At 62.7% G+C, this 12,772-nt stretch carries 12 protein-coding genes and 1 riboswitch; of the genes, 3 read left to right on the forward strand and 9 right to left on the reverse strand.

The annotated features are described in order from the left end of the window. Positions 1-132: 132 nt before the first annotated feature. Entirely contained in the window at positions 133-1,014 is an 882-nt protein-coding gene (locus tag AC0L2Z_RS28030; protein WP_473629869.1) for a dienelactone hydrolase family protein, read from the reverse strand. A gap of 159 nt (positions 1,015-1,173) precedes the next feature. Then, positions 1,174-1,404, reverse strand: coding sequence for a hypothetical protein (locus AC0L2Z_RS28035; protein ID WP_473629870.1), 231 nt, complete (start codon positions 1,402-1,404; stop codon positions 1,174-1,176). A 183-nt stretch (positions 1,405-1,587) separates the two neighbouring features. Between AC0L2Z_RS28035 and AC0L2Z_RS28040 the strand changes: the two genes are divergently transcribed. Then, the gene (locus tag AC0L2Z_RS28040) at positions 1,588-1,920 is read left to right on the forward strand and encodes an Imm8 family immunity protein (protein ID WP_473629871.1); all 333 of its coding nucleotides are present in this window, start codon (positions 1,588-1,590) and stop codon (positions 1,918-1,920) included. A gap of 81 nt (positions 1,921-2,001) precedes the next feature. Here AC0L2Z_RS28040 and parE read toward each other — a convergent pair whose 3' ends face one another. Next, complete coding sequence (gene parE / locus AC0L2Z_RS28045; RefSeq protein WP_236374409.1) at positions 2,002-4,053, reverse strand: DNA topoisomerase IV subunit B; 2,052 nt, start codon at positions 4,051-4,053, stop codon at positions 2,002-2,004. Between the two features lie 267 nt (positions 4,054-4,320). Here parE and AC0L2Z_RS28050 point away from each other — a divergent pair, with 267 nt between their 5' ends. After that, positions 4,321-4,881, forward strand: a complete 561-nt coding sequence (locus AC0L2Z_RS28050; protein ID WP_473629872.1) for a hypothetical protein — start codon at positions 4,321-4,323, stop codon at positions 4,879-4,881. After that, the gene (locus AC0L2Z_RS28055) at positions 4,842-5,489 is read left to right on the forward strand and encodes a GGDEF domain-containing protein (protein ID WP_473629873.1); all 648 of its coding nucleotides are present in this window, start codon (positions 4,842-4,844) and stop codon (positions 5,487-5,489) included. Before AC0L2Z_RS28050 ends, AC0L2Z_RS28055 begins: the two co-directional genes overlap by 40 nt. A gap of 71 nt (positions 5,490-5,560) precedes the next feature. Here AC0L2Z_RS28055 and gcvP read toward each other — a convergent pair whose 3' ends face one another. The 6 genes from gcvP to AC0L2Z_RS28085 form a co-directional block, all read right to left on the reverse strand. Further along, positions 5,561-8,371, reverse strand: coding sequence for an aminomethyl-transferring glycine dehydrogenase (gene gcvP / locus AC0L2Z_RS28060; RefSeq protein WP_473629874.1), 2,811 nt, complete (start codon positions 8,369-8,371; stop codon positions 5,561-5,563). A 19-nt stretch (positions 8,372-8,390) separates the two neighbouring features. Beyond that, on the reverse strand, positions 8,391-8,759 hold the full coding sequence (gcvH, locus tag AC0L2Z_RS28065) for a glycine cleavage system protein GcvH (protein WP_027156276.1): 369 nt from the start codon (positions 8,757-8,759) through the stop codon (positions 8,391-8,393). 5 nt (positions 8,760-8,764) lie between these two features. Then, positions 8,765-9,880 (reverse strand): glycine cleavage system aminomethyltransferase GcvT, encoded by a 1,116-nt coding sequence (gcvT, locus tag AC0L2Z_RS28070; RefSeq protein ID WP_473629875.1) that lies wholly within the window; start codon positions 9,878-9,880, stop codon positions 8,765-8,767. Between the two features lie 152 nt (positions 9,881-10,032). Then, positions 10,033-10,120, reverse strand: a riboswitch (glycine riboswitch). Positions 10,121-10,198: 78 nt separating this feature from the next. Continuing rightward, a complete protein-coding gene (locus tag AC0L2Z_RS28075; protein WP_473629876.1) occupies positions 10,199-10,987 on the reverse strand; it encodes a molybdopterin-binding protein in 789 nt (262 codons plus the stop codon). 1 nt (position 10,988) lies between these two features. Beyond that, positions 10,989-11,861, reverse strand: a complete 873-nt coding sequence (locus AC0L2Z_RS28080; RefSeq protein WP_287238169.1) for a cytochrome b/b6 domain-containing protein — start codon at positions 11,859-11,861, stop codon at positions 10,989-10,991. Between the two features lie 123 nt (positions 11,862-11,984). Continuing rightward, complete coding sequence (locus AC0L2Z_RS28085; protein WP_473629877.1) at positions 11,985-12,668, reverse strand: DUF1345 domain-containing protein; 684 nt, start codon at positions 12,666-12,668, stop codon at positions 11,985-11,987. Positions 12,669-12,772 lie beyond the last annotated feature (104 nt).

A 12,772-nucleotide genomic window follows, 5' to 3' on the forward strand; every position in this document is an offset into this window, starting at 1 on the left:
AGCAACATCCAGATTAAAATCGACGGTTTCGTATCGATTTTGTACCGTCGCAGAAGTGGCGCATCGGGACAACGTCTAAGGTCCGCAACGGGGTGATGGAAAGCGGCCTTGCGGCACAAGAGTCTGTCTGGATCAGCGTCCAAGCGTTTCACTCAGGAAAACGTGTGAATCCTGAAACGAGCGATTGGCGGCGAGTTCATTGTATTGCAGGAAGTGGCCGAAAGACGAGATGCCCGTTTTCAGGTTCTCGGCGTCGAATGCGTGCGGGGCGTCCGGGTAGACGATGAGTTTGACGGGGCTCCCTTTGCCGCTGCGTTGCTCCATCATTTTCCGGCAGGCCGCCGCCGGGGTCCAATCGTCGCGTTCGCCGACTAGGATCAAGGTCGGAACGGCCATCTCACCACTCGTTACCGAGCATGAGGGGTAGTAGGCAATCGCAGCTTGGAATTTCTGCTTCATAAGCGCTTCCGCAGCGCCAAGCTGGACGGCTTGCAGCACAGCGATTCCGCCAGCGGAGAACCCCATCAGCGCGACGCGTCGGGAGTCGACGAAGCCGAGCGTCGTGAGGAATTCCAAGGCGCCGTAGGCGTCGTTGACCCGAGCGGAAAACAGTCGGTTGCAGGTATGCCGGATGCCGCGCGTCGTGAAACTGTCGACGGCCAATACGACATACCCCCAGGACGACAATCTCCTTGACCAGGCCTCTCTTTCTCGGAGGCCAAGGCCGGCACAGCCGTGAAGCAGGACGACAGCCGGGAACGGTCCATCCCCCGCTGGGCGTCCCAGGAATCCTTGTATCGGCACGCCGGGAAAAATCATTGGTTCTTCGCCTCGCTGCCGCGCCATGCGCGTCTGAAACGGTGTCGGCTGGGATGTGGCGCTTTTGAACTTCACCAACTGGTCGGCATGCGAATGAAAAACTCCAAGACAACCAATGATACCGCACAAGAGTAGTCTGGCTGCCTTTCGAAGGAAGGCTGGTAGGCCAAAGGTCTCGATCCAGCGGGCGTGCATCTCGACTCCAGTCCCTCAGACTTCTTATCGACCGAGCTTATGCGCTGACCGGCAAGGTCGTCTCGCGTCCTTCCACATGGGTACAAGCGTCAGGTCTTCACCACTAGCTTGGGTTTGGTAGCCGCGATTGCGTTGCGTTGTAGGCGCAAAAAACTGCTACTATTTTAGGGCCATGCACGATTTTGCTTCGAAACGACTTAAGGTTCCGGCAGAGATCAAGCCGTTGATCGATGAGATCAGGCTTCGGTTGAGCCCCGATTCTATATGGCTGTTCGGCAGCCGAGCGCGGGGCGACAATCGACTCGACAGCGACTGGGAATTCTCGTTGCTTTGCCCGACGACGCCACGCCGGAACTGCTCGATCCGCTCGTCGGTTGGACGATTCTGCATGAAGTCGGAATTCCTGCCACAATCCTCTCGACCACGTCGAGTGAATTGGCGGCAAGCTGGGGTTCGCGGAATACGATCGCGTACGACGTTGCGCGGGACGGGCGCCAACTGGAAGTCTGACCCACCGGACCATGGCCAGTGCCCTTCGGTTGGCGAATGGGTGCATCACGGATGCACGCCTTCATGAGAGCACAGTACAAGGGTCACCGAATTCTAGACACCGATGCCGGGGCTTTTGCCCTCGATGCGTGGCACCCGCGCGATCCCACTGACTTCTCCGTCACTATTGCTTTCTATGCCGGTCCAGAAGGAGATAACAGCGCCGACGCATTTACAGCGACTGTCTGCTCTCCCAATTGGTTCCTTCGATCTCAGGGCGGTAAGGTATTTGCGGCGGAAAGTGTGATTTTCATGCCGCGTTTCGACTACGTCGAGCTCGAAAAGTTTCTCAGGGATCGTTGTGCTGCGCCGAGGGGGAAACTTGGCAGGCCATCGGCGCGCAACTCACCAGACTAGGGCGCTGGGAGTTCGACTATCGCCTTTGAAATTTCAAACTGAGACACTACCTGCCGTTGCGGTTCGCTGAGCCGAAGAAATTCAGATATCCAGCACTTCCGTCTCGGCGAATTCCGCGCGTTCCTGGATGAAGCGGAAGCGGGCTTCCGGCTTGGTGCCCATCAGCGCGTCGACCGCATCCTTGGTCGCCGCCTCGGCGTCGATCACATCGACCCTGAGCAGCGTGCGCTTTCTCGGGTCCATGGTGGTTTCCTTGAGCTGGGCGGCCATCATTTCGCCCAACCCCTTGAAGCGGCCGATTTCGACCTTGCCGCGCCCGGTGAACTCGGTGCGCAGAAGTTCTTCCTTATGCGCATCGTCGCGGGCATAGGCGACCTTGCCGCCCTGGCGGATCGAGTAGAGCGGCGGCACCGCCAGGTAGAGATGGCCGTCGCGGACCAGGCTCGGCATCTCCTGGTAGAAGAAGGTGATCAGCAGCGAAGCGATATGGGCGCCGTCGACGTCGGCGTCGGTCATGATGATGACCCGGTCGTAGCGCAGATCCTGATCGCGGTATTTTGACCGCGTGCCACAGCCAAGCGCCTGGATCAGGTCGGAAATCTGCTGGTTGGCAGCCAGCTTGTCGTTGCCGGCGCTGGCGACGTTGAGAATCTTGCCGCGTAGCGGCAGCACTGCCTGGCTGGCGCGGTCGCGCGCCTGTTTCGCCGAGCCGCCGGCCGAATCGCCCTCGACGATGAAGAGCTCGGCGCCGGCCGCGGCATTCTGCGTGCAGTCGGCGAGCTTGCCGGGCAGGCGCAGCTTGCGCACCGCGCTCTTGCGCGAGACTTCCTTTTCCTGGCGGCGGCGCACCCGCTCGTCAGCACGCGCGATCACCCATTCCAGCAGCTTCGAAGCTTCCTGCGGGTTGTCGGCCAGCCAGTGGTCGAAGGGGTCGCGGATCGCGGCCTCGACGATCCTGATCGCCTCGATCGTCGCCAGCCGGTCCTTGGTCTGGCCGACGAATTCCGGCTCGCGGATGAACACTGACAGCATGCCCGCCGCCGAGATCATGACGTCTTCCGAGGTGACGATCGAAGCGCGCTTGTTGCCGACCAGCTCGGCATAGGCGCGCAGGCCGCGCGTCAAGACGTTGCGGAAGCCAGCCTCATGGGTGCCGCCTTCGCCGGTCGGGATGGTGTTGCAGTAGGAGTTGAGGAACCCGTCGCCGCCGAACCAGGTCACCGCCCATTCGAGCGAGCCGTGGCCGCCTTGCCTGTCGCTTTTGCCGGCAAAGATTTCGCGGGTGACCTGGAATTCGTCGCCGAGCGAGGCTTTCAGATAATCCTTGAGGCCACCGGGAAAATGGAACTCGGCCTTGGCCGGCGTCGTGTCCTTCTCCTTGATCAGCGAGGGGTCGCAGGTCCAGCGGATCTCGACGCCACCGAACAGATAGGCTTTCGAGCGCGTCATCCGGTAGAGCCGCGCCGGCTCGAACGCCGCACCCTTGCCGAAGATCTGCTCGTCGGGATGGAAGCGTATCCTGGTGCCGCGGCGGTTATGCACCTCGCCGAGCTGCTCCAGACCGGTCACCGGAACGCCGCGCGAAAAGCGCTGGCGATAGAGCTGGCGGCCGCGCGCGACCTCGACCTCGAGATGGTCCGACAGCGCGTTGACGACGGAGACGCCGACGCCGTGCAGGCCGCCCGAGGTTTCGTAGACCTTGCTGTCGAACTTGCCGCCCGAATGCAGCGTCGTCATGATGACTTCGAGCGCCGGCTTCTTGAATTTCGGATGCGGATCGACCGGAATGCCGCGGCCATTGTCGGTCACCGCCAGGTATCCGTCGGCCGAAAGCTCGACATCGATGAAAGTCGCGTGGCCGGCGACCGCCTCGTCCATCGAATTGTCGATGACCTCGGCGAACAGATGGTGCATCGCCTTGTCGTCGGTGCCGCCGATATACATGCCGGGCCGCCGCCGCACCGGCTCCAGCCCTTCCAGAACCTCGATGTCGGCGGCACTGTAGCTCTCGCTGCCGTCGCGGGATGCCGGGCGCTTCGCCGCCTGCACCAGCGGGTCGGCCGGGCGCGCGGTGGCGCGAACCGGTTGCGGCTGCTTGTCCAAATTGCCGAAAAGATCGTTGCTGTCGTTCATGCTGGTCCTGGATTGCGATGCTGCGAATCACCACCCGATACTGCCACGCTTTTTGCGGGCAGGCGACGGAGGTTCCCGTTACGTTCGAGGATAGAGCCTCTTACTGCAAAACCATTCGACAACCAAGCGGCGGAAATGGGCCGAGGGCATCGACGCTTTGTAAACCTTGTCCGGAGGTTACGCCGGAAGGTTGGCCGAAAAAGGGTATTCGCGGATTGCTGCTGACCTAGAATGCGGCAGAACCCGAGAAGAGGCTGTCGCTTACGCATGTTGGATTACAGTTCGCTCCTGCTTGCGGCAGCGCTGTCGGGCACGTGCCTCAGCATCACCCTGTTTGCGATCTGGTGCACCGCGCCACAGGCACGCTTTGTGCTGACGGTGGCGTGCGGCATTCTCGTGCTCGTCCCACATGTGGTCTTCTTCTGGCACTATGCCAAGCATCCCAGCCCCTGGCTTTGCCAGATTGTACTTGCGCTTCTTAGCCTGGGCCTTCTGACCCTCTGCCTGTCGGCCATGCAGTATCTCGGCGTCCACGACTACAGGCGCGCCATCTTGCCGACCCTGGCTGCGATGGCGGTTTGCGCAGGCGCGACGTCGCTGGGCTTTGACGGCGTCGGCTTCATCGTCACCTACGCGACGGTAACGGCGCTGCTCTCGCTTATCGGGGTGATGTTCTGGATCAAAGGTGGTCATGATCGCCGGATATTGCTGGTCGTTTCGTTCCTGAGCGGCGTCTGTGCGCTGTCCTTCGACTTTGCGGCGCGGTCCTGCTGGTCAAGGGCCAATGGGTGCTCGGCGTTGCGCCCGACAACTGGGCCGAACGGTTGAATTCCGCCGTGGCGGTCGCCTGCATGACGGGGCTCGGCGCATTGACGCTCTCCCTGCACCATTTGCAGGCGCAGATCGAACTGAAGGCCGAGACCATGACCGACCCATTGACCGGGCTGATGAACCGGCGGGCGTTGACGGCATTCTACGGCGAGCGGATTTTCGGCCCGTTCATGTCCGTCGCCATGTTCGACCTCGATCATTTCAAGAAGACGAACGATGTATTCGGTCATCCGGTCGGCGATCAGGTTCTGCGCCGCTTCGCCGCTGTTGTCAGAAAATACTCCAGGACCGGCGTCGACGCCTTCCGGCTGGGCGGCGAGGAATTCGTCCTCGTCATGTCGCGGATGACTGAAGAGAAGGCTTACGACATTGCGAGCAAGATCAGCGTCGCCTTCGGCACGGAAGTCGTCGCCACCCAGCTTGGTCCGTTGCGCAGCACAGTCAGTGGCGGCATCGGCTTTGGCGGGACGGATGGCACCAGTCTCGACAATGTGCTGGCCGAAGCCGACGCCGCACTCTATGCGGCAAAGCGCGCCGGGCGAAATCGCGTCGTCGCCCAGAACAAGGCGAGCAAGGCCGACGCGCCGGCCTTGCGTTCTGCCTGATTGAGGCTTCTATCTTCTTGTTAGACCATGATCTTGTCCGAAAACCGGATTCCACTTTTCGGGATCATGGTCTACTCCGCCGCCCCCAGATATTCCGACAGCGGCGGGCAGGAGCAGACGAGGTTGCGGTCGCCGGCGACATTGTCGATGCGCGACACCGGCGGCCAGTATTTGGCTGACGTGTCGGCATCGCCGGCGGGGTAGGCCGCCTCCAGGCGCGAATAGGGATGGGTCCACTGGCCGGCCAGCGCCTCGGCGGCGGTATGCGGCGCATTGACCAGCGGATTGTCGGCTAGGGGCCATTCGCCTTCCGCCACCTTGGCTGCCTCGCCTGATATCGCGATCATCGCCTCGCAGAAGCGATCGAGCTCGCGCTTGGGCTCGGACTCGGTCGGCTCGACCATCAGCGTGCCGGCGACCGGAAACGACATGGTCGGCGCATGGAAACCATAGTCGATCAGCCGCTTGGCGACGTCGTCGACGCTGATGCCGGCACTGTCCTTGAGCACGCGGGTATCGAGGATGCATTCATGCGCGACGCGCTCGTGCCTGCCCTTGTAGAGCACCGGGAAATGCGCTCCGAGCCGCGTCGCCACATAATTGGCGGAAATGATCGCCGTCTCGGTCGCCTGCTTCAGGCCCGAAGCGCCCATCATCCGGATATACATCCAGGTGATCGGCAGGATCGAAGCGCTGCCGAACGGTGCAGCCGACACGGCATGGCCCGAGCCTTCGACGACGTGGCCGGGCAGATAGGGTTGCAGATGCGCCTTGACGCCGATCGGGCCGACGCCGGGACCGCCGCCGCCATGCGGGATGCAGAACGTCTTGTGCAGGTTCATGTGGCAGACGTCGGCGCCGATGTCGCCGGGGCGGGCGAGACCGACCAGCGCGTTGAGGTTGGCGCCGTCGAAATAGACCTGGCCGCCATGCTCATGGACAAGGGCGCAGAGGTCGCGCGCGCCTTCCTCGAAAACGCCGTGCGTCGAGGGATAGGTGAACATCAGCGCCGCAAGGTCTTGCGCATGCTCGTCCGCCTTGGCTTTCAGGTCATCGACGTCGATGTTGCCGTCTTCGGTGCAGCGCACGACGACGACGTTCATGCCGGCCATCGCCGCACTCGCCGGATTGGTGCCATGCGCCGATGACGGGATCAGGCAGACCGTGCGGTGAGCTTCGCCGCGTGAGCGGTGATAGCCGCGAATGGCGAGCAGCCCGGCATACTCGCCCTGGCTGCCGGCGTTGGGCTGCAGGGTCACCGCGTCGAAGCCGGTGATCTCCGCCAGCCAGGCTTCCAGTTCGTCGATCATGGCGCGGTAACCGGCCGAATGGCTTGCCGGGGCGAAGGGATGCAAATTGGCGATATCAGGCCAGCTTACCGGCATCATCTCGGCGGCGGCATTGAGCTTCATCGTGCAGGAGCCGAGCGGGATCATGGCGCGGTCGAGCGCCAGGTCCTTGTCGGCCAGCCGGCGCAGGAAGCGCATCATGTCGGTTTCCGAGTGGTTTTCGCGGAAGACAGGCTGCGTGAGAAACGCCTTGCCGCGCGGTTTTCCGGGCATGGTGCTGCCGACGGCTGCGCCCGGCTTGGCGCCGAACAGGGCCGCGATCGCCTCCAGATCGGCATCGGTCGAGGTCTCGTCGAAGCTGATGCCGATGTGGTCGGCGTCGATGACGCGCAGCAATCGGCCGGTCTTTTCGGCAGAGGCGCCAATCGCGCCGGCTCTGCCTTTCACTTCCACCGTCACCGTGTCGAATCGGCTTGCGCCAAGCACCGAGGTTCCTGCTGCCTCGAGACCGTCAGCCAGCCGGTTGGCCAATGCATGGATTCGGCCGGCAATCGCCTGCAGCCCGGCAGGGCCGTGCCAGATCGCATAGGCCGTCGCCATGTTGGCGAGCAGCGCCTGCGCGGTGCAGATGTTGGAGGTCGCCTTGTCGCGGCGGATATGCTGTTCACGCGTCTGCAAGGCGAGGCGATAGCCGGGCCGGCCCCTGCTGTCGGTGGACTGGCCGACCAGGCGGCCGGGCATCAGCCGCGTCAGCCTGTCGGAAACGGCGCAATAAGCGGCATGCGGCCCGCCAAAGCCCATCGGCACGCCGAAACGCTGCATCGGGCCGACGGCGATGTCGGCGCCAAGCGCAGCCGGCGCGTCGGTCAGCGTCAGGGAGAGCGGATCGGCAATGAAGACGACCAGCGCGCCGGTGGCGCGGGCCTTCTCGATTGCCGCCCTGTGGTCGCCATAGATGCCAAACGTATCGGGCCAGGAGACCAGCAGAGCGGCTGTGTTGTCGTCGATCGTGTCACCGTCGACCTCGATGCCGAGCGGCTCGGCGCGGGTGCGCACGACATCAAGCGTCTGCGGATGCGGCGTGCCGGCCAGCGCCACCTTGGTCCGATTGTCGCGGTGGTGGCGTAACGCGATGCCGACTGCTTCGGCCACCGCCGTCGCCTCGTCGAGCAACGAGGCCGACGCGACCGGCAGCCCGGTCAGTTCGGTGACCAAGGTCTGGAAATTGAACAGCATTTCGAGCCGGCCCTGGCTGATCTCGGCCTGGTAGGGCGTGTAAGCCGTATACCAGGCCGGGTTCTCGAACAGGTTGCGCTGGATGACCGGCGGCACGTGGACGCCGTGATAGCCGGCGCCGATGAAGCTCTTCAAAACTGTATTTTTCGCCATTGTCGCTGACAGCTCGGCCAGCGCCTCGGCTTCGCTCGCCGGGGCCGGCAAGGCCAGCGGCCGGTCGAGCCGGATCGATTTCGGCACAGCCTGGCTGATCAGCGTCTCGACCGACGGAACGCCGATCGTCGCCAGCATGGCTCTGACATCATTGAGGCCGGGGCCGATATGGCGGGCCGAGAAGGAGTAGGGTGCTGCGGTCATCTTTCCTGGTCCTGCTCTCTCAACCAATATGGGCTTTGTAGGCGGCCTCATCCAGGAGACCTTCGAGTTGGCTTTCATCGGCCAGCTTCATCTTCCACAGCCAGCCGTCGCTGGCCGCCGCCGAATTGACCAGGGACGGATCAGACGAAAGCGCGGTGTTGGCCTCGGTGATCTCGCCGTCGACCGGCGCATAGACGTCCGATGCCGCCTTGACCGATTCGACCACGACGGCGGTATCGCCCTTGGCCAGCTTTTTCCCAGGCTCCGGCAATTCGACGAAGACGAGATCGCCGAGCTGTTCCTGCGCGTAGTCGGTGATGCCGATGGTGGCGATACCGCCTTCGACGCGGAGCCATTCGTGATCTTCAGTGAAATAGGTCTTTGCCATGAAGTTCATCCTTTGCGGTAGCGATGCGGCGTGAAGGGCAGGGGATTGATATCGATCGGGATTTTGGTCCCGCGAACGTCGGCGAAGAGTTTTGCGCCGGGTTTGGCCAGCGACGCCTGGACGTAGCCCATGGCGACCGGATGGCCGGCCGAGGGGCCGAAGCCGCCGGAGGTGACGTGGCCGGCGGGATTGCCGTCGGCATCGAAAAGGGTTGCACCGGGGCGCACCGGCTGGCGGCCCTCCGGCTTCAGGCCGACGCGTTTTTGCGCCGGGCCGCGCTCCAGGATTGCACGCAATGCGTCGGCGCCGATGAAAGCGCCGGAGGCGCGAACCTCCTTCGGGATCGCCCACATCAGCCCGGCGCTGGCCGGGTCGATCTCAGGCGTGATGTCCAGTCCGTGCAGGCACAGCCCTGCTTCGAGCCGCAGGCTGTCGCGGGCGGCCAGCCCAACCCACATCACTCGCTCGTCCTCGAGCAGTTTGGCGACGAGATTTCGCGCATCCGCTTCCGGCAGGCCGACCTCGAAGCCGTCCTCGCCGGTATAGCCCGAGCGGCTCATGAACCAGTTTTCGCGCGGCTCGAAGCCGTGCATGAACAGCAGCGATCCGGTTTCGATGCCGGCGCGCGACAGGGCGGCCCAGGCTTCGGGACCCTGGATTGCCAGGAAGACGCGGTCGAGTGCTTCAATCTTGGCGTCAAACTCCGCCTTGGCATCAAAGTCGGCAAGCTCACGAAGGTGTTTTTCGTCGGCCTCGGCATTGCCGGCATTGGCGACGACCATGAAGCGTTGCCGGCCGAGCCTGGTGACGATCAGATCGTCGATGATGCCGGCGGCTTCATTGAGAAAGAACGTGTATTTGGACTGGGAAATCTCAAGCGCGCCGGCGTCGAACGGGCAGGCACGATTGAGCAGTGCTTCAGCGCCCAAGCCACTGATCTCGAACAGCTTCATGTGTGAGATGTCGAACAGGCCGGCATGTTCGCGGGTATGAAGGTGCTCCGTCATCACGCCGGCCGGATAGGTGAGCGGCATCGACCAGCCGGCGAACGCGCCAAAGCGCGCACTGGCGGCCACGTGCAGGTCTTCTAGGGGAAGGTGTTTGGTGTCGTCGCCCGTCATGTCGTCTCCAGAGTCGCACGCAATCGGCCGCGAATGGCGACCAGTCCGTGCCCCTCTGTCTGAAGCCTGAGAGACTCGCGCCCCGTAACTCTGTCGGCAGCGCTTACACCTTCGGCGCGGGGCGAAAAAAGCCCCGACTTTCCAGAGTGTCTTTCCCGTCAACGGTTCTTTTTGCCTGAGAGATTTCGGGCGATTTCCCCTTCGGCGGCAGCTCTCGCTGCTCTCTCCCGCAAACAGGTAGGACTCAATTTGAGCCCTCGACTCGTCATCCATAGCCTGTCGGCGACACCTTGTCACCTGCCAGCGACAGCGTTGCGATCAAATGCCGCCGTACCAGTCGTAGCCATTGTCCTCCCAGTAGCCGCCCCTGCCGCCGCCGATGGCGGCGAAACTGTCGACCAGTTCCATCTTGCGGAGATACTTTGGCATCTTGTAGCCGATCTGACGCTCGACGCGGACGCGCAGCGGCGCACCGTTCTCGACCGGCAGCGGCTTGCCGTTCACGCCATAAGCAAGGATCGTCTGCGGGTGACGGGCATCGATCAGGTCGATCGAGCCGTAGTATTTGATGTCGCCGGACAGGCTGCGGTCGATCGTGTCGAGGCAATGGAACACGACGTAGCGCGCCTGCGGCTTGACCACCGCCTGATCCAGCACCAGCGACAGCGGCGTGCCGGTCCATTTGGCGATGCAACTCCAGCCTTCGACGCAGTCGTGGCGAGTGATCTGGGTGCGGCTTGGCATGTTCATCAATTGCTCGCGGGTCAGCGACAGCGGCTTTTCGACGAGGCCGGAAATCTCGAGCCGCCAGTCGGCGAAATTGTTGGCGAGCAGGCCCTTGTAGACATCGTCGTCCGGCGCGGTGACGCCGTTCGGCCGCTGCGGCTGGCGAATGTCGGCTTCGGTGAATTCCGGCGCAAGCGAATAGCCGGCGATCAGGCGTTGCGCGCGCCAGGTCAGGCCGTTGGCGCCTTCAAGGAAGCTGCGCAGGCCATCGCCGACACGAAGCTGGCTGTCGAAGGCATCGCAACCCGACAGCATGATGCCGGAGACGCCGAGGCTTGCCGAGGTCAGGAATTTTCTGCGGCTGATTACAAACTTTGCCATCTCACGCACTCCTCTGCGGCGTCTTGCTGCCATGCTCCGGCGGATCGGTTCGGTACCAACCGGTGATGATGGAACGCAGCTCGTTGATCGGGCCGGCGGCGAAGATCATCAGCATATGGATGATGAAGAAGGCGACGAGCAGCAGCATTACTATGAAATGAATGGTCCGCGCCGTCTGTCGGCCGCCAAGCAGATCGTTGAGGAACGGCAGCGCCGCGTTCATGCTCGGCGACATGGCAAGGCCGGTGATGATCATCAGCGGCAGCAGCACGAACATCACGCCGCCATAGGCCATCTTCTGCAGCGTGTTGTACTCGCGCGTGTGGTGAAACTTGAATTTGGCATGATCGACGATGTCTCGCGGCAAGCGCCTGAGATCGGCGATGCGCGGGACAAGATCGCGGCGCAGATGACCGTTGATCAGGCTGGCGACCAGCCACACGACCAGGGTCGTGGTCAGTATCCAGGCAAAGAAGAAATGGACGACGCGGGCCGTGCCGAGGTCGTAGTAGGAGGGGATCGTCGCCCAGGACGGGAAGGCGCGGGCCGTCTCCCGACCCGCCGGCCCCGACCAGCCGAGCACACCGGTTGTGTCGAAGCGCTTGCCGAAGATTTCGGTGTAGCCGCGCGGGCCGTTTGCGGTGTTCTCGGCGCCGATGGCGAAGATGGTGTTGTTATAGGCGAATCCCGATTCCTTGCCGATATAGAGCTGCGGGCGGGCGTTGAAGATCTGCAGGCCGGAAAGCAGCATGAAGAACAGCGAAATGGCCCAGAGCCAGTGCGTCAGCCGCGTCCAGCGCGACTGCCGGTAGATCAGCGTCGCATCCTTCGGCGCGGCAGTATCTGGCCCGACGGTTGATTGGCTCCTGGCCATCGATTGCATTTTTTCGCGTCCTTCCGGCCGCTCAGTCGGCCTTTCCGATCGTTCTCCTCCCAATACGTCGCCGGCCAAAGCGATGTTTCATCCGATCACGGAATTATTACAGCCTGCCCGAGACTACTGGCTCCCGAAACTGACGGCGAGGTTGACCGCGGCAGCGACGATCACTGTATTGAAAAAGAACGACACGATCGAATGCAAAAGCACGATACGACGCATTTGCGTGGTCGAGACCGCGGTATCGGAGGTCTGTGAGGTCATGCCGACGGTGGCCGAGAAGTAGAGAAAATCCCAGCCGTCCGGCTCCTCCTTGCCGGGAAACGAAAGGCCGCCGACGGGCTTTTTCTGCTTCGATTTGCTGCCGGGATCGGTCTCTTCGTCGTTGACCCAGTAAACATGTGCGTAGTGCAGCGCGGTCATGGCGTGGATGGTGAACCAGCCGAGCGGGATCGACAGCAGCGCAAAGGTGAGTTCGACACGATGCGCGCTGCCCTCGCGATTGATCACTTGGAACAACGAGATCAAGGCGACGGCGACGACAATCAGAGTCACGGCAAAGATGACCAGCACCGGCTGGTCGGTGGCGCGGGCATGCTTGCTCAGATAGCGGCCGGTGAGCAGCGGCATCTGGGCGACGACAATGGCGGTGTAGGCGACGAAAAACGCATTGGCGCCGATGGAGAAGGCGAGCGGAGTGCGCAAGGCCAGCGCGATCGCCAGTGCCACCACGCCGATGCAGGCCGACACCGCGAACTGGATGTGGCGGTGCAGTGGTTTCTTCAGGGGCAGCTCGGTCGTCATGGCCCGGCCTCTGATGCGGTCCGTCTTCTACACCGCCGCTCGTCCTCTAAGACTCGGACATTATAGCACTTTTGATTGTGCGCATGTTATTCTGGTTTGCTGCG

It is taken from the genome of Mesorhizobium sp. WSM4850 (genome assembly GCF_055811735.1).

Coding starts and splice junctions, on each gene's coding strand:
- AC0L2Z_RS28080 (WP_287238169.1), bottom strand. CDS start 11,861: ATGGCCAGGAGCCAATCAACCGTCGGGCCAGATACTGCCGCGCCGAAG.
- gcvP (WP_473629874.1), bottom strand. CDS start 8,371: ATGACCGCAGCACCCTACTCCTTCTCGGCCCGCCATATCGGCCCCGGC.
- gcvH (WP_027156276.1), bottom strand. CDS start 8,759: ATGGCAAAGACCTATTTCACTGAAGATCACGAATGGCTCCGCGTCGAA.
- AC0L2Z_RS28075 (WP_473629876.1), bottom strand. CDS start 10,987: ATGGCAAAGTTTGTAATCAGCCGCAGAAAATTCCTGACCTCGGCAAGC.
- AC0L2Z_RS28035 (WP_473629870.1), bottom strand. CDS start 1,404: ATGCAGAATCGTCCAACCGACGAGCGGATCGAGCAGTTCCGGCGTGGC.
- AC0L2Z_RS28030 (WP_473629869.1), bottom strand. CDS start 1,014: ATGCACGCCCGCTGGATCGAGACCTTTGGCCTACCAGCCTTCCTTCGA.
- AC0L2Z_RS28085 (WP_473629877.1), bottom strand. CDS start 12,668: ATGACGACCGAGCTGCCCCTGAAGAAACCACTGCACCGCCACATCCAG.
- AC0L2Z_RS28050 (WP_473629872.1), top strand. CDS start 4,321: ATGTTGGATTACAGTTCGCTCCTGCTTGCGGCAGCGCTGTCGGGCACG.
- parE (WP_236374409.1), bottom strand. CDS start 4,053: ATGAACGACAGCAACGATCTTTTCGGCAATTTGGACAAGCAGCCGCAA.
- gcvT (WP_473629875.1), bottom strand. CDS start 9,880: ATGACGGGCGACGACACCAAACACCTTCCCCTAGAAGACCTGCACGTG.
- AC0L2Z_RS28040 (WP_473629871.1), top strand. CDS start 1,588: ATGAGAGCACAGTACAAGGGTCACCGAATTCTAGACACCGATGCCGGG.